This is a genomic window from uncultured Lamprocystis sp., from assembly GCF_903933125.1.
Lineage (GTDB): Bacteria > Pseudomonadota > Gammaproteobacteria > Chromatiales > Chromatiaceae > Thiodictyon.
This window is the reverse complement of the sequence record NZ_CAIZIZ010000043.1, coordinates 1-19,474: the sequence shown is the minus strand read 5'-3', so window position 1 is coordinate 19,474 and position 19,474 is coordinate 1. Positions and strand designations below refer to the sequence as shown.

Annotated in this window: 20 protein-coding genes and 1 pseudogene; 9 read left to right on the top strand and 12 right to left on the bottom strand. The window is 65.0% G+C overall.

The genetic code is table 11. The features are described 5' to 3' along the window. Window positions 1-345: 345 nt before the first annotated feature. The 4 genes from QZY03_RS01765 to QZY03_RS01750 form a co-directional block, all read right to left on the bottom strand. Entirely contained in the window at window positions 346-732 is a 387-nt protein-coding gene (locus QZY03_RS01765) for a hypothetical protein (protein ID WP_295577636.1), read from the bottom strand. Between the two features lie 337 nt (window positions 733-1,069). Continuing rightward, entirely contained in the window at window positions 1,070-2,326 is a 1,257-nt protein-coding gene (locus tag QZY03_RS01760) for a nucleoside transporter C-terminal domain-containing protein (protein WP_295577633.1), read from the bottom strand. Between the two features lie 386 nt (window positions 2,327-2,712). Beyond that, a complete protein-coding gene (gene hslO / locus QZY03_RS01755) occupies window positions 2,713-3,582 on the bottom strand; it encodes an Hsp33 family molecular chaperone HslO (protein ID WP_295577630.1) in 870 nt (289 codons plus the stop codon). Window positions 3,583-3,688: 106 nt separating this feature from the next. Then, on the bottom strand, window positions 3,689-4,531 hold the full coding sequence (locus QZY03_RS01750) for a metallophosphoesterase family protein (protein ID WP_295577628.1): 843 nt from the start codon (window positions 4,529-4,531) through the stop codon (window positions 3,689-3,691). Between the two features lie 156 nt (window positions 4,532-4,687). Here QZY03_RS01750 and QZY03_RS01745 point away from each other — a divergent pair, with 156 nt between their 5' ends. Further along, on the top strand, window positions 4,688-5,149 hold the full coding sequence (locus tag QZY03_RS01745; protein ID WP_295577625.1) for a hypothetical protein: 462 nt from the start codon (window positions 4,688-4,690) through the stop codon (window positions 5,147-5,149). 149 nt (window positions 5,150-5,298) lie between these two features. Then, complete coding sequence (locus tag QZY03_RS01740; protein WP_295577622.1) at window positions 5,299-5,574, top strand: DUF6489 family protein; 276 nt, start codon at window positions 5,299-5,301, stop codon at window positions 5,572-5,574. A 202-nt stretch (window positions 5,575-5,776) separates the two neighbouring features. Here QZY03_RS01740 and purN read toward each other — a convergent pair whose 3' ends face one another. Together purN and purM are read right to left on the bottom strand one after the other, a co-directional pair. Further along, on the bottom strand, window positions 5,777-6,454 hold the full coding sequence (gene purN, locus QZY03_RS01735) for a phosphoribosylglycinamide formyltransferase (RefSeq protein ID WP_295577620.1): 678 nt from the start codon (window positions 6,452-6,454) through the stop codon (window positions 5,777-5,779). Then, a pseudogene (purM, locus tag QZY03_RS01730) lies at window positions 6,447-7,537 on the bottom strand (phosphoribosylformylglycinamidine cyclo-ligase). Before purM ends, purN begins: the two are co-directional and overlap by 8 nt. A gap of 210 nt (window positions 7,538-7,747) precedes the next feature. Between purM and QZY03_RS01725 the strand changes: the two are divergent. Beyond that, window positions 7,748-8,305 (top strand): CDP-alcohol phosphatidyltransferase family protein, encoded by a 558-nt coding sequence (locus QZY03_RS01725; protein ID WP_295577618.1) that lies wholly within the window; start codon window positions 7,748-7,750, stop codon window positions 8,303-8,305. 2 nt (window positions 8,306-8,307) lie between these two features. Here the strand turns inward: QZY03_RS01725 and hda are convergent, their stop codons facing one another. Together hda and wrbA are read right to left on the bottom strand one after the other, a co-directional pair. Further along, the gene (gene hda, locus QZY03_RS01720) at window positions 8,308-9,018 is read right to left on the bottom strand and encodes a DnaA regulatory inactivator Hda (RefSeq protein WP_295577617.1); all 711 of its coding nucleotides are present in this window, start codon (window positions 9,016-9,018) and stop codon (window positions 8,308-8,310) included. A gap of 19 nt (window positions 9,019-9,037) precedes the next feature. After that, window positions 9,038-9,640, bottom strand: a complete 603-nt coding sequence (gene wrbA, locus QZY03_RS01715) for an NAD(P)H:quinone oxidoreductase (RefSeq protein WP_295577615.1) — start codon at window positions 9,638-9,640, stop codon at window positions 9,038-9,040. Between the two features lie 330 nt (window positions 9,641-9,970). On the opposite strand from wrbA, the gene QZY03_RS01710 reads away from it, so the two are divergent. Together QZY03_RS01710 and QZY03_RS01705 are read left to right on the top strand one after the other, a co-directional pair. Continuing rightward, window positions 9,971-10,555, top strand: a complete 585-nt coding sequence (locus tag QZY03_RS01710) for a thioredoxin family protein (RefSeq protein ID WP_295577613.1) — start codon at window positions 9,971-9,973, stop codon at window positions 10,553-10,555. A gap of 18 nt (window positions 10,556-10,573) precedes the next feature. Beyond that, the gene (locus tag QZY03_RS01705) at window positions 10,574-10,879 is read left to right on the top strand and encodes an acylphosphatase (RefSeq protein ID WP_295577610.1); all 306 of its coding nucleotides are present in this window, start codon (window positions 10,574-10,576) and stop codon (window positions 10,877-10,879) included. Window positions 10,880-10,927: 48 nt separating this feature from the next. On the opposite strand, the gene QZY03_RS01700 is transcribed toward QZY03_RS01705, so the two are convergent. Beyond that, the gene (locus QZY03_RS01700; RefSeq protein WP_295577608.1) at window positions 10,928-11,797 is read right to left on the bottom strand and encodes a metallophosphoesterase; all 870 of its coding nucleotides are present in this window, start codon (window positions 11,795-11,797) and stop codon (window positions 10,928-10,930) included. 214 nt (window positions 11,798-12,011) lie between these two features. Here QZY03_RS01700 and QZY03_RS01695 point away from each other — a divergent pair, with 214 nt between their 5' ends. Then, window positions 12,012-12,431 (top strand): rubrerythrin family protein, encoded by a 420-nt coding sequence (locus QZY03_RS01695; RefSeq protein WP_295577606.1) that lies wholly within the window; start codon window positions 12,012-12,014, stop codon window positions 12,429-12,431. 257 nt (window positions 12,432-12,688) lie between these two features. Here QZY03_RS01695 and fabA read toward each other — a convergent pair whose 3' ends face one another. The 3 genes from fabA to QZY03_RS01680 all read right to left on the bottom strand — a co-directional run bounded on the left by fabA (window position 12,689) and on the right by QZY03_RS01680 (window position 15,722). After that, window positions 12,689-13,204, bottom strand: coding sequence for a 3-hydroxyacyl-[acyl-carrier-protein] dehydratase FabA (gene fabA, locus QZY03_RS01690; protein ID WP_020505925.1), 516 nt, complete (start codon window positions 13,202-13,204; stop codon window positions 12,689-12,691). A gap of 238 nt (window positions 13,205-13,442) precedes the next feature. After that, a complete protein-coding gene (locus QZY03_RS01685; RefSeq protein WP_295577604.1) occupies window positions 13,443-15,170 on the bottom strand; it encodes a proline--tRNA ligase in 1,728 nt (575 codons plus the stop codon). Between the two features lie 90 nt (window positions 15,171-15,260). Further along, the gene (locus tag QZY03_RS01680; RefSeq protein WP_295577602.1) at window positions 15,261-15,722 is read right to left on the bottom strand and encodes a DUF4124 domain-containing protein; all 462 of its coding nucleotides are present in this window, start codon (window positions 15,720-15,722) and stop codon (window positions 15,261-15,263) included. Between the two features lie 347 nt (window positions 15,723-16,069). Here QZY03_RS01680 and QZY03_RS01675 point away from each other — a divergent pair, with 347 nt between their 5' ends. From QZY03_RS01675 to ilvC, 3 genes are read left to right on the top strand one after another with little or no spacing between them, the layout of a single operon-like run. Then, window positions 16,070-17,806 (top strand): acetolactate synthase 3 large subunit, encoded by a 1,737-nt coding sequence (locus QZY03_RS01675; protein WP_295577650.1) that lies wholly within the window; start codon window positions 16,070-16,072, stop codon window positions 17,804-17,806. A 1-nt stretch (window position 17,807) separates the two neighbouring features. Continuing rightward, the gene (gene ilvN / locus QZY03_RS01670; RefSeq protein ID WP_295577599.1) at window positions 17,808-18,299 is read left to right on the top strand and encodes an acetolactate synthase small subunit; all 492 of its coding nucleotides are present in this window, start codon (window positions 17,808-17,810) and stop codon (window positions 18,297-18,299) included. 35 nt (window positions 18,300-18,334) lie between these two features. Then, a complete protein-coding gene (gene ilvC, locus QZY03_RS01665; RefSeq protein WP_020505920.1) occupies window positions 18,335-19,357 on the top strand; it encodes a ketol-acid reductoisomerase in 1,023 nt (340 codons plus the stop codon). Window positions 19,358-19,474 lie beyond the last annotated feature (117 nt).

Sequence of the window (19,474 nt, the reverse complement as noted above, 5' to 3'; positions counted from 1 at the left end):
GAGGAAATCCTCCCCGTAATTGAAGGTCTCAGGAATTCAAATTGAGTACATAAAATCTCTAGAAAACAATATTATTGAGATGGGAAAACCCCCGGCTTCGCCGGAGATACACGAAACGTTTGATATTTCCGGGAGTCCATCCAGGAAACTCCATGTTGTGAGCCGCCAAGCACACAGCAGTGGAGAATCCCGATGGACGGAGCCGAGAGCCTAAGCCACTCCAAATGGGCTTGAAGCCGAGCTTGGCGGGGGCGCCGAGATCCTTGAGGTCGAGTCCGATATCCAGGCCCACTTCAGACGTCAGGAAGCAGGTCAGACGCTCCCAATAGCCGTGGGTCATGGCTTTCAGGTCGGTCTCCTGCTCCACCGCCTGAGCGCGAAGGCGGTCATCAGGGACAGGACGAAGTCCGAGGGCTCCAGCGGCTTGGTCATCAGCAGTGAGTTCAGCATGTCGACCAGAAAGACCCGGGCCCGGGTCTCCTCGTGCAGCAGCTTGCGCAGGCGCCGCAGTTCGGTGCTCTTGCCGTTGCCGCGAAAGCCGGTGAGCAAATGGACGCTTTCGGACTCGGCCAGATCGAGCCGCTGCCACAACCGCAGGATCGGGTCTTTCGCCGGATCGTCGGCGTGAATCGGCACGTACCAGGGGTGGTCCGGTTCCAGCCGCAGGGCGCCCGCGCCGCTCAGGGCACGGTAGAGGTCACGCAGGGGGTCGGGTTGGGCGGGGGCGGCCATGGGTCGGGCGGCAGTGGCATGCGGCGCCGCGGGCCTGCCGATCGTAGGCGATTTCCGGCGAATCTGCACCGGCAGGTTCGTCGGTTCATCCGCCCGGCATGTCGTCGTGGAAGTCGCGCAGCGACCCTGTGGGAGCGGCGTCCCGCCGCGACGGGGCCGGGCGCGCAGCCGCAGGTTTAGAAGTCACCGCGGCGCCGCATCGCGGCGGGACGCCGCTCCCACGGGGACATTCACTGTTTGGGGTCGGCTGATGTTCTTTCCATGACTGTTAGCCGGACGAGTGCCACGCAGATGCGAGGTCGACCGGCTAACCATGACCAAAGTCGGCGCTCCTTGATCAGATCAACATGGCCACCACCGCCCCGGTCATCAGGGTCGCCAGGGTCCCGGCCAAGATGGATTTCATCCCCAGCCCGACGATCTCGGGGCGCCGCTGCGGGGCCATGGCGCCCAGGCCGCCGATCAGGATACCGAGGCTGCCGAAGTTGGCGAAGCCGCACAGGGCGTAGGTCATGATGAGCGCGCTGCGCTCGCTCAGGGCGCCGTTGGGCAGGGCGGCGAGTTGGAGGTAGGCGATGAGTTCATTCAGGATCGTCTTGACGCCCATCAGGGCGCCGGCGGTGGTGGCCTCGGCCCAGGGGATGCCGATCAGCCAGACCACCGGGGCCATGGCCCAGCCCAGGGCGCGCTGCGCGGTGAGCGGAGCGCCGGCCACGTCGGGCAGCAGTCCCATGACCTGATTGAGGATCCCCACCAGGGCGACCATGACCACCAGCATGGCGATGATGTTCAGCCATAGCGGGATGGCGTCCAGGGTGCCGCGGGTGATGGCGTCCATGGCGCTGTTGGTCTCGGGGACGATGGGCACGGGGTCCGCGCCGGCGTCACGCGTCTCCGGGACCAGCAGGCCGGCGATCAGCAGCGCGGCCGGGGCATTGATGAGCGAGGCGGTGAGGATGTGGCCCATGGCGTCGGGGATCACCGGCCCCAGGATGCCGGCATAGAGGAACATGACGGTGCCGGCCACGGTGGCCATGCCGCAGGTCATGACGCCGAACAGGGCGCTGCGCGACAGGCCCGCGAGATAGGGCCGGATCAGCAGCGGGGCCTCGGTCATGCCGACGAAGACGTTGGCGGCGGCGGCCAGGCCGAGCGGCCCCCCGGTGCCGAGCGTGCGGCGCAGCACCCAGGCGAAGCCCTGGACCACCAGCGGCAGGATGCGCCAGTGGAACAGCAGTGCCGAGAGTGCACTGATAACCAGCAGCAGGGGCAGGGCGCGGAAGGCCAGCACAAAGCTGTTTTCGGGGCGCACCAGGTCGAAGGGCAGAGGCCCGCCGCCCAGGTAGCCGAAGACCATAGCGGTGCCCTCCTGGGTCGCCGCCTGGATGGCGAGCACCAGTTGGTTCAGCCCGAGAAAGAGGCCCTTGGCGGCGGGCAGCTTGAGCAGCACGACCGCGAGCAGGAGTTGCAGCGCCAGGGCGCCGATCACGAGCCGCAGACGCACCGCCCGGCGGTCCTCGCTCAGGCCCCAGGCCAGCGTGGTGATCAGGATCAGGCCGAGGAGGGGTTGCAACAGGCTGGGGAGGTCGCTCACAAAGGCTACGTCCGCTAGGTCGGTCGGGGTCGGTTCAATCCGAACGCGCAGTTTAGCCGGAAATGAGCGTGTTTGGTGCCTGGGCCTTGATCGTCATCCCGGCCGGCGGCGTGTGTAGTCAGGGCTTCCAGCCCTGACGGTGTCAGGCCAGGATGGCCTGACTACGCACCCGGCGAGCCCAAGTGGCCGGAATCTTGATCGAGGCCGGTGCCTGCGGTGCTGCAAACTGGTGAATCGTGGATGATGCGGTTCGTGCCTGACACTGGTGGCGAAATGCCCAGAGAGCCCGTAACTCCTTGATAGCAGGATCTGGAGGCGCTGGGTTTCAGTAGGTTAGCGAATTCGCCACCAGTGTCCGTGCCTCACCGCATCCGACAATCTGACGGTTATTGCCGCAGGGTGGGCGAGGCGTGCCTGGTGCTCGCGGCGAACAACTGTCCCGCGTCCACGGCATCCAGGCGGTAGGTGCGGTTGCAGAATTCGCAGGTCACCTGTAGCTCGCCCTGCTCGGTGACGATGGACTGGACCTCGGTCTCGCCCATGATGCGCAGCATGTCCTCGATGCGGGTGCGCGAGCAGCCGCAGCGGAAGGCGATCGGCTCGGAGTCGAAGAGCCGGACCGATTCCTCGTTGAAGAGCCGGTGCAGCAGTTCCGCGGCGGGCAGTTCCAGGAGTTCGGCGGGCTTGACGGTGGCGGCCAGCAGGCCGACGCGTCCCCAGTCATCGCTGTCGGCATCGGAGGGCAGGCGTTGCAGCAGCAGGCCGGCCGCCCGCGATCCGTCGGCGGCCAGCCACAGCCGGGTGGGGATTTGCTCTGACGCCTCGAAATAGCGCCCCAGGGCCTGCGCGATGTCGTCGCCGACCAATGGGACGACCCCCTGATAGGGCGAGCCGTCGCCGCGCTCGATGGTCAACACCAGGCGGCCGGCACCGCAGCATTCGGCGAGTGGCGCGCCGTAGGGAACCTCCCCTTCCCAGCGGGCCACGCCGCGGATGGTGCGCGCGCTGGTGGCCTGCGCGACCAGGGTGCGGAGCGGGCCTTCGCCCTGGACTTGCAGGATCAGGGAGCCCTCGAACTTGACGATGGCACTGAGCAGGGTGACCGCTGCCAGGGCCTGCCCCAGGTGGACGCGCACCGCCTTTGGATAGGGGTGGGCGTCGAGTACGGCGCGCCAACTGGCGTCCAGGTGGACCAGGTTGCCGCGGATGCCGGTGTCTTCAAAGAGGAAACGGCGGATGCTGTCGGAGTCGGCCATGGGACTTCACTACTCAAAGGTTCGTTTGCGTACCGCGGGGATGGGCGGGTCGGATTATCATCGCGGCCCGTTGTTGCCGGTCCTGATCAATCGTCGCGGCAGGGAATCAGTGCGCGTCGAGCTGGGACAGAAAGTCCCGGACCGCCGGCTCCAGGGCGCGCTCGCCGGCCAGGACCGCGGGTTCGAAGTCGCGTCGCCAGAGCGGCATGAAGAGCCGCGCCTGACGCCATTCCTCGTACAGGATGCGCGCCAGCGGGCCGCCCTCCTCGATGAACCCGGATTCCAGAAAGTCGCGCTGCGCCTGGTCGCGATCGTAGTCGAAGCGCAGGATTTGCCAATGCCAGCGCCCGCCGTGCCACTCCAGTTGGGCATAGCTGCCGCGCGGATCGCCGTCGAACGGGGAGCCGACCGAGCCGACGTTGAGGATCGGGGTGCCGTCCAGTACCCGTTCCAGCGGTCGATGGGTGTGGGCGGTGACGAAGAGGGCGATGTCGGGGGGGAGTTTGCCGCGCAGCGCCTCGTCCGGGACCCCGGCCGAAATCCCTTCACGGTTGCTGGTCATGGTGCCGTGGGTGACGTGCACCCAACTGTCATCGGTGCCGCCGTGGAAGCACAGGTGATCCGGCCAGTCGGTCATGGCGTCCAGTCGTGGTTGCACCTGGGCCAGGGTCCAGTCGGCGAAGCGCCGCAGGTCAGCCTCCAGGGGCGTGCGCGCCGCCTCGCGGCGACACCGGTGGATCCAGGTTTCATGGTTGCCCTGAACCGGCAGCCAGCCCTGACCATGCCGCAGTCCGTCGAACAGTTCCAGGCAGTCCAGACTTCTGGGGCCACGGTTGACCAGGTCACCGGCCATGATGACCAGATCCGGGTGCCACGCGAGGATGCGGGCGACCGCTTCCTCCATGGCCGGAAAATTGGCCTGTACATCTGAAAAGATCGCGACCTTCATCGACTGTTACCCTTGGTCTTGCTTGGATGGCACCATACCGGGTTTTGGCGCCGGGCGTAAACCCATCCTGCAAATCGCCTGAGACGCACCATCGATCGGTATACACTGTGCGGCCTGGCAGGCCGCATGCCGGGGCCGCAACACGAGAGGGCAACGATGACCAACGAAGTCGATACGGGTGAGCCGGATTGGGACACTCCGCTCATGCTTGCCACGACACCGGCCCTCCTGATTCACGCCTTGATGGGTACCGCGAGTGCCGTGCATACGGGTTGGGCGAGCTGCGTGGACGAGTCGCTGGTGCAATCCAATGTGCTGGCGATGGACGACAGCGCCGGAAACTATGTGCGGCTGGTGGAGCAGGAGTTCGTGGAGGACGGCAAGTCCGAGCAGGTCTGGCGTGACTGGACCTTGGAAGTGCGGATCGGTGCCGTGCTGATGACCGGTCATTGGCAGTTCGAGGCGGCCTCCCATCCGTCCGATTGGGAGTGGAACGCCCGCGAGGCGAGCCGTGCGTTCGAGCGTGCCTGCGTGCTGATCGGCCGCCGGGTGCGCCGCACGCTGGCGGTGGATGAGCCGGTGCCGACGGCCGCGGTGCCGCGTGCCAGCCGCCATTGACCGTTCTCGGCACTTGCTTTTACGGCTTGCAGCGGTCGCCTGGGTCGGTCACAGTGGCTGATACCGACAAGGGGTGCTGAGCAGGCGCGGTCCGCGCGGCGGGTTGGCGTGCGGCACCGCCCGAAAAACTGAGATCCGAGGACTCTTGCATGAAAATTACACTCAACTTTGATATCACCCCCGCCGAGATGCGTAAGCTGGTCGGCCTGCCCGATGTCGAGGCGTTCCAGCAGCAGCTCATGGACGACATCCGCGCGCGCATGACGGCGGGCGTCGAAGGCTATGACCCGATGAAGCTGTTCCAGCCCTATATGGCCGGCACCATGGCTTCCTGGGATATGTTCCAGAAGATGCTGACGGCGGGGTTCTCCGCGGGGAGTAGTGAACGATCCGTTGACTCCAGCAGCAGCAAGACCGGAACCTAGCGCAGCACGCCAGATCGATTGCTGCCGTTTCCGATCGTTGTCGTTGTCGTTGTCGTTGTCGTTGTCGTTGTCGTTGTCGTAATCGTAATCGGCCCGACCGAGCCTCGATCATGCCTCCCAGTGTCGAAAATCAGTCGATTACGATTACGACAACGATAGCGACTGGGAGCGGTTGCGGAATGATTGGCGTACTGCACTAGACCTAACCGGGTGTCTGATCGTCCAGGCACAGCGGCGCGTCGAGTGCTGCCCCGTCGAACAGCGCCCGGCCATCCTCCCCGAGCCGCAAGCGCCCCTGGGCAAACCAGCCGACGACCCGCGGGTAGAGCCGATGCTCCGCCGTCAGCACGCGCGCGGCCAGTTGATTCGGATCATCCGTCGGCAGGATCGGTACCCGGCCCTGCAGGATCACCGGACCGCCGTCCAGTTCGGCGGTGACGAAGTGGACGCTTGCCCCATGTTCGTGCTCGCCAGCCTCCAGGGCGCGGCGATGGGTATTCAGACCGCGGAACTTAGGGAGCAGTGACGGGTGGATATTGAGGATCCGTCCGGCATAATGAGCGACGAACGTGGGGGTGAGAATCCGCATGAAACCGGCCAGCGCGACCAGGCCGGGTGTCCGGCAGTCGATCGCAGCGGTCAGGGCCTCATCGAAGGCCGCCCGATCCGCGCACGCGCGATGGCTGACTACGGTGGTCGGGATGCCGGCGCGCCGTGCCCGTTCCAGACCGAAGGCGGTCCGCTCGTTGCTGATGACCGCGGTAATGCGATAGGGCGAGGCGTCCTGCGCATCGATCAGCGCCTGGAGGTTACTGCCGGACCCGGAAATCAGCACCACCACCGGAAGCGGCGGCGCCACGACGGCCGCGGCCTCAGTCATGGTCCGCATCATCCGCGTAGACCACCCGCGGCGCGCCGGATGTCGACTCGACCGCACCGAGCGGCCACGCCTGCTCCCCGGCGGCGGTCAGCATCGCCAGCGCGGTGTCGGCATCCTCCGGGGCCACACAGACCACCATCCCCAGCCCGCAGTTGAAGGTGCGGCGCAGCTCGGCCTCCGCGATGCCGCCCTGGCGCTGCAGCCAGTCGAAGACCGCCGGGCGCTGCCAACTGCCCATGTCGACGCGCGCACAGGTGCCTTCCGGGAGCACCCGCGGCAGGTTCTCCGTGATGCCGCCGCCGGTGATGTGCGCCAGTGCATGGACGCGCAGCGCCCGTGTCAGCGGCAGCACCGAGCGCACATAGATGCGCGTCGGTGCGAGCAGTCGGGCGCCCAGGGTCTCGCCCTCCAGGTCCGTGTTCAGGTCCGCCCCGCTGACCTCAATGACCTTGCGGATCAGCGAGTAGCCGTTGGAGTGGGGGCCGGACGAGCCGATCCCGATCAGCCGGTCACCGGGGGGACCCGGTCCGGCAGGATCAGCTCGGAGCGCTCGGCAATGCCGACGCAGAAACCCGCCAGATCGTAGTCGTCGGCACCGTACATACCGGGCATCTCGGCGGTCTCACCGCCGGTCAGGGCGCAGCCCGCCAGTTCGCAGCCGCGGGCAATGCCGGTGATGACCGCGGTGGCGACCTCCAAATCCAGCCGGCCCGATGCGTAATAATCCAAAAAAAACAGTGGTTCGGCGCCGCTGACCAGGATGTCGTTGACACACATCGCGACCAGATCGATACCGATGGTGTCGTGGCGCTTGAGTGCGATGGCGAGCTTGAGCTTGGTGCCGACCCCGTCCGTGCCGGAGACCAGGATGGGTTCCCGATACTTCTGGATGGGCAGCGCGAACAGCGCGCCGAAGCCGCCCAGCCCGGTCACTACGCCCGGGCGGAAGGTGGCGGCAGCCAGCGGCTTGATCCGCTCGACCAGGGCCGCGCCGGCGTCGATATCGACGCCGGCGTCACGGTAGCTGAGGGACGGGAGTGGTGGGGTTTCCTGGGTCACGCGAGCGGCTCCGATGGGTGGCATTCGGCGATTCTACCAGCGACGGCCCCGCCTGGCCGTACGGTCCTGCTGGGGCGCTACGCGACGCGACGACCCGTTGTGGCCTTGAATTCCAGCATTTTGCCGCACTGAGCGATTCTTTGTTGTCCCAAACAACCGTACGGCTTCCCAAGGACGCCGCGGGGCGCTAGCATCCGCCGTGCTTGCCGCCGCGCGGCGCTATCGGTGATTCCCGTGAGGCTGAAGGACATACCCAATATCATCAGCGCACTGCGCCTGATCGCCGTGATCCCGGTGGTCTGGTTGTTGTTGTCCCATGAGTTCGGCTGGGCGCTGGCGCTGTTTGCGTTTGCCGGCGTATCAGACGGTGTCGACGGTTTTCTTGCCAAGCACTACGGTTGGCAGAGCCGGCTGGGCGGTATTCTCGATCCGCTGGCCGACAAGGCCCTGTTGGTGATTTGTTTCCTGGTGCTGGGTTCGCTGGGATTGATCCCGGTATGGCTGGTGCTGGCGGTGGTGTTCCGCGATCTGGTGATCGTCGGCGGGGCGCTGCTCTACAACTATCGGGTCGAGATTCTGGAGGCGGCACCCACCCGCATCAGTAAACTCAACACGCTGGTGCAACTGGTTCTGGTGGTCGGTGTGATTATGCAGGCGGTGCCCATCCCGCTGCCGGGTTGGTTGATCGAGACCCTGATCTGGACCTGTCTGGCGACCACGCTGGTGAGTGGGGTGCAGTATGTCCTGGTGTGGTCGGCCAAGGCCCGCCGCCATGGCTGGCGCGACGAATAGCCCTACTCGGCCGACTCGCCGCGCATGACCCGCCGTACCACGGGGATGGTCGGCGGGCGCTGCTCGCGCAGGCAGAGTCGGTCGACGCGCTCCACCAGATCCAGGAGCGCGGACGGATTGCGCGGATGGTGGGTCAGGATGTAGCGCGTCACCTCCGCGCCGACGGCCATTCCCCGGCGCCGGGCGGACTCGACCAGGAGCTGCTCGCAGTCCGGTTCGGTCAGCGGGAGCAGCCGGTAGCGCGGCCCCCAGTGCAGCCGCGAGCGCAAATCCGGCAGACCCAACGCCAGGTCAGCGGGTCCGACGGCGGCGCTGGTGATCAGGGCGCGCCCGCATTCGCGCAGCCGGTTGAACAGGTTGAAGAGCGCCAGTTCCCACCCCCGGTCCCCGACGATGCGGTCCAGATCGTCCACGGCGACCAGATCCAAGCGCTCCAGATTCTCCAGGATGCCGGGTGCGATACCGGCCCGCCCCAACGGGATGAAATGGGCCTGACGCTTGGCCGCGGCGGCGGTGAGGCAGGCGGCCTGGAGCAGGTGGGTCTTGCCGGTCTCGGGCGGGCCATACAGGAAGAGAAAGGGGTCGCCCTGACCCGTGGCGGTTCCGCGAATGGCCGCCGCCGCCTCGGCGTTGGGTCCGGGCAGGAATTCGGCCAAGGTCGGCTCGCGGATCAGCTCGATGGGCAGATGCAGTTGCAGGGCGCGGGCGAACACGGCCGGCGGACAGCTGTGCTCAGGTCGGCGCGCGCGCGAGTGCCAGCGCGGTGTGGGCCAGACGTTTGCCCAGGGCCTGGGCGAGCCGCCGTTCCTCGTCCGACACCGGTAGTTTATTGTCCGGACCGGCGAGGTGCGAAGCACCGTAAGGGGTTCCGCCGCCGCGGGTGTGCAGCAGATCGCCCTCGCTGTAGGGGATGCCCATGAGCAACATGCCGTGGTGCAGCAAGGGCACCAGCATCGTCAGCAGTGTCGCCTCCTGGCCGCCGTGTGGGCTCGAGGTCGAGGTGAAGACCGCGGCCGGCTTGCCGACGAGTGCGCCCGCGAGCCACAGGGCGCTGGTTCCGTCCAGGAAATATTTCATCGGAGCCGCCATGTTGCCGAAGCGGGTGGGGCTGCCCAGGGCCAGTCCGGCGCAGTCGCGCAGGTCGTCGAGTGTGACATAGGGGGCGCCCGTTGCGGGAACCGCGGCTTCGGAGGCTTCGCAGACGGTGGATACGGCGGGCACGGTGCGCAGACGCGCCTCGATCCCCGCGATTGACTCGACTCCGCGGGCGATCTGGCGGGCCAGTTCGAAAGTGGCGCCGTGACGGCTGTAATAGAGAATCAGGATGTAGCTCAAGTGCAGGTCTCCGAGAGGACGGTCGAGCGCGTGGTGCAGGCCCCAGTTTAACAGTGTCCCAGCCCGGCGCCGCGTTGCAACGGGGCCGCCGTTACGGCCAGAATGCTGTTCGTGCCGAAATCCAGCCGTCACCCGGCTGGGGCCTGGATCAAGATTCCGGCCACTTGGGCTCGCCGGGTGCGTAGTCAGGCCATCCTGGCCTGACACCGCCAGGGCTGGAAGTCCTGACTACGCACGCCGCTGGCCGGGATTACGATCAAGGCCCTCGCGCGACATCGTCGCAGGTCACTAGCACCGGTCATCCACGCCATCATGAGGAATCCTCTCACCATGACCCGACTGCCTATCCGTATCCGACCCCGAGCCCACTGGTTTCTGGCCGCACTGCTGTGGTCCGCGCTGTCGGCTGCGCCGACCTTGGCGCAGACCGCTGACTCGGCAGCCTTTTTCGACCAAACCTTCGGCGATTTCGCGGAGGAACTCGCGAACGCCAAGGCACAAGGCAAGCAGGGTGTGCTGCTGATGTTCGAGATGGACGAATGCCCCTTTTGCCATCGCATGAAGTCCACGGTGCTCAGTCGCCCGGAGGTACAGGCCTATTTCAAGGAACATTTCCTGATTTTCCCGGTCGACATTGAAGGCGATGTGGAGATCACCGACTTCAGCGGTCAGCACAAGACCCAAAAAGACTTCGCACTCAAAGATTACCGGGTGCGTGCTACGCCGGTCTTCGCCTTTTTCGACGTGCAGGGCAAACTGCTCGCCAAATACACGGGTGCGACCGGCGACGCGCAGGAATTTCTGTGGCTCGGCGAGTATGTGACCAGTGGCCGTTATCAGGACACCCCCTTCCCCAAGTACAAGCGCGAGCGTGAAGCGCCCGCGCCTGCGGCCCCGGCTGGGGCGCCCGGATGAGTCGGGTGGGAGGGTGCCATGGGTGATGCGATGGTAGAGGGGGCTGAAACCGACCCACCGGTCTGTTATCGGTGTGTCGTGAGCGGCCGCGTTCAGGGGGTCTATTTCCGCGCCGCGACCCGCGAGCAGGCGGTGCGTCTTGGGGTCACCGGCCATGTCCGTAATCTGCCCGACGGGCGCGTGGAGGTGCTGGCCTGCGGCGCCCCGGAGGCCGTTGCGGCATTGCGTGACTGGCTGCGCGGCGGACCGCCCATGGCGCGGGTCAGCGGGGTTGCTTGTGACCTTCTGGTCTACCAGGTGCGGTCAGGGTTCACGGTCGGCTGAGGCAATAGGCGATTTCCGGCAATCGCCTGAGCGTCGAGCGTCGGACGGTCAGTAACCGATGGTGCTGTAGACGAGGGGTTCCGGGTACTCGGCCAGGCGCACCACCCAGGAGTCGAGGCGCCCGTCCGCATGCAGTCGCAACTCCCGGTACCCTGGGGTGCGTGCGTCCAGGGCAAACACGGGGCTGCCGGGCATGAATTGGAAGCAGGTCGATGGTGTGCCCAGGATTTGATAGTGTCTGCGGACGCTTGCGAATTCCTGGTGGATGTGGCCGCAGACGATCGCCTTCACCTGCGGATGCCGGTCGCACACCGCGAGCAGTTCGGCACCGTTGGCGACGTCGATGGTGTCGATCCAGTCGCTGCCCACGGGAATCGGGTGTTGGTGGAGAAACACCAGGGTTGGCCCCGGATTCCGTTGCAGCAGGGTCTCCACTTGCGCGACTTGGCGCGGTGTCAGCTGCCCGCCGTCCTTGCCGGGTTGGGTCGAGTCCAGAAAGATCAGATTCCAGGTGCCCAGCCGCCGCTCGGCAACGGATTCGATGGCTGACGCACCCAGCCAAGTCTCCATCAGGCCCCGCCGGTCATGGTTGCCGGGGATACAGAAGCAGGGGCAGCCGAGGGCGCCGAGCGCCTGGGCCAGGTAGGCGTAGCCCGCGGCGCTCTCGTCGTGCACCAGATCGCCTGTCATCACCAGTGCGGCGGCAGGTTCCGCGTGCTCCAGGGCCAGGGCAAGTACCGCCGCGAAGCTGCGCCTTGTGTTCAGGTCCAGCAGGCGCGCGTCGGCGGCGGCGAACAGGTGCGAGTCCGTGATCTGGATCAGCCGCCAGGAGTCATCGGCTGGCCGGGGTGTCTCATCACGCTGGGTCGATGCTCTGTCTTGATGGGTCACGGACGGTGCCGACACTGTGGTTGCCATGAGGGCTCTTCGCATGGTTTGTCCCGATTATTCTGCTCAATCTCCCTGTCGGAGTTGTTGTAGCAAAATCACGGGTTACCGGTATGGAACCAAGTCACAGGGCGATAAAATCCGACGATCGGTGCCATCGGAATAAACAATTTTTGCCGTGGCACTTGGGTCACTAAGGTTTCGACCACACGTAGCTTAACTCAACTCAACCGAGGAAACCGTAATGGATCTCAAGGGCAGCAAAACCGAAGCCAGCCTGAAAGACGCCTTCGCCGGCGAGTCTCAGGCAAACCGTCGTTATCTTTACTTTGCCGCCAAGGCGGATGTCGAAGGTTACAACGATGTCGCTGCCGTATTCCGCTCGACCGCCGAGGGCGAGACCGGTCATGCTCACGGCCATCTGGAGTACCTGGAGGCCGTCGGTGATCCCGCTACCGGTCTGCCGATCGGCGGCACCAGTCTCAACCTGAAGGCCGCAATCGCCGGTGAGACGCACGAGTACACCGATATGTACCCCGGCATGGCCAAGACGGCCCGCGCCGAGGGTTTTGACGAGATTGCGGACTGGTTTGAGACCCTGGCCAAGGCCGAGCGGTCGCATGCCAACCGTTTCCAGAAGGCCCTCGACAACCTCGACAGTTGATCGCCGTGGCGGGTTTCGCCGATCCGCAAACCGAAGGGGCGCCCTGGCGCCCCTTGTTACTGCTTGCCGCGACCCCGTGGGAGCGGCCTCCGGCCGCGATGGGGCCGCACGTGATCGCGACCGTCGGCGTTATAGCCGTCGGACGTGATAACCGGACGTAGGGGCGGGTTTCAAACCCGCCCCTATATCGAGGGTCTGTCTGGATATCAGTTACGAAGGCTGTACCGCGGTATCGCAAGGAGGTCAGGAAATCAGCACTAGAACCCCTCAGTCGAGGTAAATAGCCCCACCCGCAGATCCTTGGCCGTATAGATGGTCCGGCCGTCCACCTGCACCACTCCGTCGCCGATACCGAGCACCAGCTTGCGGCTGATGACCCGTTTCATCTCGATTTGGTAGGTGACCTTGGCGGCGGTCGGCAACACCTGGCCGGTGAACTTGACTTCACCGACGCCGAGCGCCCGTCCATGTCCCGGATTACCGACCCACGCGAGATAGAAGCCGACCAGTTGCCACAAGGCGTCCAGGCCCAGGCAGCCGGGCATAACGGGGTCGCCGGGGAAGTGACATTGGAAGAACCAGAGTTCGGGCTTGATGTCGAGTTCCGCGTGGATCTCGCCTTTGCTGTAGGCGCCGCCGTAGTTGGCGATGCGGACCACCCGGTCCATCATCAGCATGTTGGGGATCGGCAACTGGGCATTGCCCGGGCCGAACATGTCGCCATGCCCGCAGGCCAGGAGTTGATCGCGATCGAAGGAAGCGTCTTTGTGCATGAGGGGGCCTGAATGCTGTCGTATTTCGTATTAGTAACGAGTGAGAAATAGGTTAGACAACGAATACAATCCCCTATAGGATTTTTCGGGGCGTTGATCATCGTTCCGGCCGCGGACAGTCCGCACAGCGGACCCTACGGTAACCCAGTGACCAGTAGGGTCCGCTGTGCGGATCGACGACTGTGCAGATCGCGCGGTGGCTGGGTTTATGACCAAGGCCCTTGCCGCGGCTGCTGTCTCATTGCGCCGTAGGTCGCAGACGTTCCATCAGGAACCCGACGATCTCCGCAATCGGAATCAATTGCATCTCGGCATCGCGGCGGCCTTTGTATTCGACCATGCCGTCGTCCAGACCCTTGTCGCCCACCACCACCCGGTGGGGGATGCCGATCAGTTCCATGTCGGCGAACATGAAGCCGGGCCGGGCGTCGCGGTCATCGAGCAGAACCTCGATCCCGGCGGCCTGCAGGTCCGCATAGATCTGTTCGGTGGCCTCACGTACCCGGTAGGACTTACCGAGCTTCATCGGCAGCAGGGCGACCGCGAAGGGAGCGATGGGGGCCGGCCAGCAGATACCGCGCTCGTCGTGATGTTGTTCGACGGCGGCGGCCACCACGCGGGAGACGCCGATGCCGTAGCAGCCCATGGTCATGGTCAGGGCGCGGCCGTCTTCACCCAGGACCGTGGCCTTCATCGCGTCACTATACTTGCGGCCAAGCTGGAAGATGTGTCCCACCTCGATGCCGCGGGCGATAGTGAGCGTTCCGCGGCCGTCCGGGCTGGGGTCGCCGTCCATGACGTTGCGCAGGTCCGCGACCTCGGGCAACGGCAGGTCGCGGCCCCAGTTGAGCCCGAACCAGTGCTTGCCGTCCTGGTTGGCGCCGCAGCAGAAGTCGGCGGTGACCGCCACCGCACGGTCGACGATACAGGTCAGCGGCAGGTCCTTGGGACCCAGTGAGCCGGGGCCGGCGCCGATGGCGGTGCGGATCTCCGCCTCGCCGGCCATGCGCAGCGGTGCGGCCACCTGCGGGAGCTTGGCGGCCTTGACCGCGTTGAGCTCGTGGTCGCCGCGCACCAGGAGCGCGACCAGACCGCCCGTGACCCCCTCCGCGGCGGCCACCACCAGGGTCTTGACCGTGCGCTCGATCGGCTGGCCGAACTGGGTCACGAGGTCGGCGATGGTCTTGGCCGCTGGGGTATCGACCAGCCGCGACTCCTGCGCGGGTGCCGGCGCGGCAGCGGCCGGGGCCAGGGCCTCGGCCAGTTCCACATTGGCGGCATAGTTCGAGTCGGAGGAGAAGGCGATGGCGTCCTCTCCGGAGGAGGCGAGCACATGGAACTCGTGTGATGCATTGCCGCCGATGCTGCCGGTATCGGCCTGCACCGGGCGGAAATCCAGGCCGCAGCGGGTGAAGATGCGTGAGTAGGCGGCGTGCATGACCGCGTAGGTCGCGGCCAGCGAGGCGTCGTCCGCGTGGAAGGAATAAGCATCCTTCATCAGGAACTCGCGGGCCCGCATCACCCCGAAGCGTGGGCGGATTTCGTCGCGGAACTTGGTCTGGATCTGGTAGAAATTGACTGGTAACTGCTTGTAGCTCTTGAGCTCGTTGCGCGCCAGATCAGTGATGATTTCTTCGTGGGTCGGGCCGAAGCAGAACTCGCGGTGGTGGCGGTCCTTCAGGCGCAGCAGTTCGGGGCCGTATTTTTCCCAGCGGCCGGACTCGATCCAGAGCTCCGCCGGCTGCACCGCGGGCATCAGGACTTCCAGGGCGCCGGCCCGGTCCATCTCATCGCGCACAATGTGCTCGACCTTGCGCAGCACGCGCAGCCCCAGCGGGAGCCAGGTATAGAGTCCGGCCGCCAGCTTGCGGATCATGCCGGCACGCAGCATCAGTTGATGGCTGATGACCTCGGCGTCGGCCGGGGTCTCCTTGACGGTCTGGAGCGGAAATTGGGAAGTGCGCATGGGGCCAGGGGTCCCGGAGTAAAAACGCGCTAGTCTAGGGTGCGGCCGGTCCCAAGACAAATCCGTGACGGGCGGGCGGTCACGGCGGATTCACTTGCAGTTGATTTTGATCTGTTCGCGGGCCTTGTCGAACTCCTTGGCGAGTTCATCCCTGGAAAGGTACCCGGATTTTCCGTCCGGGGTGCGTAACCGTCCCTTGCCGCGGGTCTGGAGGGTGTTGAGATTCTTGCGCGCCGCGTCGCAGTTGGTCTTTCGCGCGGTCTCTTCGGCCGCCTGCTTGGCTGCCGCCTCGGCCTTGAGCGCCTGGTCCTCGCGCTTGTCGATGTCCTGTTCAACCCGTCCGCGCAACTGCTCGGCGGCTTGGCCGGTGGTGTCGGCGCCGGGTGCCGGGTGCGGCTTGATGGGGGTTGCCTGGATCCCCGGCGGCGGTTGCTGCGCGTAGACGGTGGTGCCGCTCTCGTCCACCCAGCGGTACATTTCCCCCAAAGACTGGGATGAAAAAGCGGCGAGGCCGATACCCGCCACTGCCAACCCCAGCGCCCAGGCGCGCAAGCGACCTCCCGGACCCCGGCGAGTCGAGCACCCGGCTATCACAACAATGACATGGGATCGGCGTACCATGCCGTCCATTATGATCAAAGCGACGCCGGGTGCAAGCGCCGGCCGGCGTCTGATGGCGATCGGCCGCGGGGGATCTGGGTCGGGATATTGACCCTGGGCGCGCGTCTCCTGTAACGTCCTCTCTTTTTTGAACAGTCTATGCTGTTTCCCCAGTCCGCTGCCGATGCGGCGACCGGGACGGATGATCCGGACGCTGGGGTGGCGGTTGCGCTGCGCGTCGGTCTCCGCCCGCTGCACGTCTGACGGGCTGTTTTGAGTCGGAGGTTAATACTGTGGATATGAACGGGGTGGATCTCAGCGGCGCCGAGATCGTCGTCCAGGCGTTGATCGACGAAGGCGTCGAGTATGTCTTCGGGTATCCGGGCGGCGCGGTGCTGCACATGTATGACGCCCTGTTCAAGCAGGATCAGGTCAAGCACATCCTGGTCCGCCATGAACAGGCGGCGGCCCATGCGGCCGATGGGTATGCCCGGGCCACCGGGCGGTGCGGCGTCTGTCTGGTGACCTCGGGTCCGGGTGCGACCAACGCGGTGACCGGCATTGCGACCGCGTACATGGACTCGATCCCGATGGTCTGCATCTCCGGTCAGGTGCCGACGCCGGTCATCGGCAGCGATGCCTTCCAGGAGGTCGACACCGTCGGCATCACCCGTCCCTGCGTCAAGCACAACTTCCTGGTCAAGGATGTGCGCGACCTGGCGACGACACTGCGCAAGGCGTTTTATATCGCGATGACCGGCCGGCCGGGTCCGGTGGTGGTGGACATCCCCAAGGATGTCACCGATCCGAACATCAAGATTCCCTATCACTATCCGCGCGAGATCCAGATGCGCTCCTATCAGCCCATTGAGCGGGGGCATCTGGGGCAGATCAAGCGGGCGGTGGAGCTCATGCTCCAGGCCAAGCGCCCGGTGCTCTACACCGGTGGTGGGGTGGTGTTGGGCGAGGCGGCGGCACAGTTGACCGAGCTGGCTCGGCTCACCGGGTTCCCCCTCACCAGCACCCTGATGGGGCTGGGTGCCTACCCCATGACCGACCCGCAGTTCATCGGCATGTTGGGGATGCACGGGACCTACGAGGCCAATATGGCCATGCATGAGACCGATGTACTCATTGCCATCGGCGCCCGTTTCGATGATCGGGTAACGGGCAAGATCGAGCATTTCTGTCCCCATGCCAAGATTGTGCATGTGGACGTGGACCCGTCGTCCATCTCCAAGAACGTGCGGGTGGATGTGCCGATCGTGGGTCAGGTCGCCAGCGTGCTGACCGACATGCTGGGGCTGTGGAAGGAACAGGCACCGGCCAGTACCGGGCGGCCGGTCGCGGACTGGTGGGCCAAGATCGAGGAGTGGCGGCGCGTGGATTGCCTGCACTACGATCGCCACAGCGACAAGATTAAGCCGCAGTTTGCCGTCGAGACCCTGTACCAGGTGACCAAGGGCGACCTCTATCTGACCTCCGACGTGGGTCAGCACCAGATGTTCGCCGCCCAGTTCTATCCCTTCGACAAGCCGCGTCGCTGGATCAATTCGGGTGGGCTCGGCACCATGGGGTTCGGTCTGCCCGCGGCCATGGGGGTGCAGCTGGCCTTCCCGCAGGCGCAGGTTGCCTGTATTTCGGGTGAGGCGAGTATTCTGATGTGCATCCAGGAGATGGCGACCTGCCAGCAGTACAAGCTGCCGATCAAGGTGGTGCTGCTGAACAATGGTTACATGGGGATGGTTCGGCAGTGGCAGGAATTCTTCTACGAGAGCCGTTACTCGAACTCCTATGTCGACGCCTTGCCTGATTTCGTCAAGCTGGCCGAGAGCTTCGGTCATGTCGGGATGCGCGTCGAGCGGCCCGCCGACCTGGCGGCCGCCATGCAGGAGGCTTTCGCCATGAAAGACCGTTTCGTATTCCTCGATGTGGTCGTCGACCCCACCGAAAACGTTTACCCGATGATCGCGGCCGGCAAGGGTCAGCACGAGATGCACCTGCCGCCCAGTTTGTCTGATAGGGAGCTGGCCTAAGATGAGACATATCATTGCCGTATTGCTGGAGAATGAGGCAGGCGCGTTGTCCCGGGTGGCCGGGCTCTTCTCCGCCCGCGGCTACAATATCGAGTCGCTCACCGTCGCGCCGACGGATGACCCGACCCTGTCCAGGATGACCCTGGTCACCAACGGGAACGAAGAGATCGTCGAGCAGATCAAGAAGCAGCTCAACAAGCTCATCGACACCGTCAAGGTCTTTGATCTCACCGAGGGCCCGCACATCGAGCGGGAGATGATGATGATCAAGGTGCGTGCCGCGGGGGAGAACCGTGAGGAACTCAAGCGGCTCGCCGATATCTTCCGGGCCAAGATCATCGACGTGACTGACACCAGTTATGTCGTGGAACTGACCGGCGCCTCCAAGAAGCTCGACGCTTTCATCGACGCGGTCCCCACGGGATTGATTGTTGAAGTGGTGCGCTCCGGCCCCACCGGCATCGCCCGCGGCGACAAGGGCTTGACGCTGTAACGCTTTATCGTCCGCAACTGAACGCAAGAACGCAAATGAGCATCAACGTTTATTATGACAAAGACGCCGACCTGTCCCTGATCCAGGGTAAGCGGGTGGCCATCATCGGCTATGGCTCGCAGGGTCATGCCCATGCCAATAACCTCAAGGATTCGGGTGTCACGGTGGCGGTTGGCTTGCGCCCCGGCTCAGCCTCCGCCGCCAAGGCGGCCAATGCCGGTCTGGATGTGAAGTCCATCCCGGAAGCGGCGGCCTGGGCCGATGTGGTCATGATCCTGGCTCCGGATGAGCATCAGGCACGCCTCTATCGCGAAGAGATCGCCCCCCATATCCGCGAAGGTGCGGCGCTTGCCTTCGCCCACGGTTTCAATATCCATTTCGGCCAGATCGAACCGCGCGCGGATTTGGATGTCATCATGATTGCGCCCAAGGGGCCCGGCCATCTGGTCCGTTCCACCTACACCCAGGGCGGCGGTGTGCCGAGCCTGATTGCCGTCTTCCAGGATGCGTCCGGGCAGGCGCGCGATGTCGCCCTGGCCTATGCCAGCGCCAACGGCGGCGGGCGTGCCGGCGTCATCGAGACGAGTTTCCGCGAGGAGTGTGAGACCGACCTCTTCGGCGAGCAGGTGGTGCTGTGCGGCGGCCTGACCTCGCTCATCCAGGCCGGCTTTGAGACCCTGGTCGAGGCCGGCTATGCGCCCGAGATGGCCTATTTCGAGTGTCTGCACGAGGTCAAGTTGATCGTCGACCTGATCTACGAGGGCGGCATCGCGAACATGCGCTATTCGATCTCCAACACGGCCGAGTATGGTGACCTGACCCGCGGTCCGCGGATCATCACCGAAGACACCAAGGCGGAGATGAAGCGCATTCTGAAGGAGATCCAGTCCGGCGCCTTCGCCAAGGAGTTCATCCTGGAGAATCAGGCCGGCGCGGCGACCATGAAGGCGATGCGTCGCTTGGGTGCGGAGCATCAGATCGAAGTGGTCGGCGAACGGCTGCGCGATATGATGCCGTGGATCAAGGAGAAGAAGCTGGTCGACAAGTCCAAGAACTGATCGGTTTCAATCTCCGAACCAGGCGGACGAAAAGGCCGCGGCATCCGATGCCGCGGCTTTTTTTTGGTCTTGATCGCCGTTCCGGTCACAAGCAAACCGGAGGCCGAGGCTTGCCGT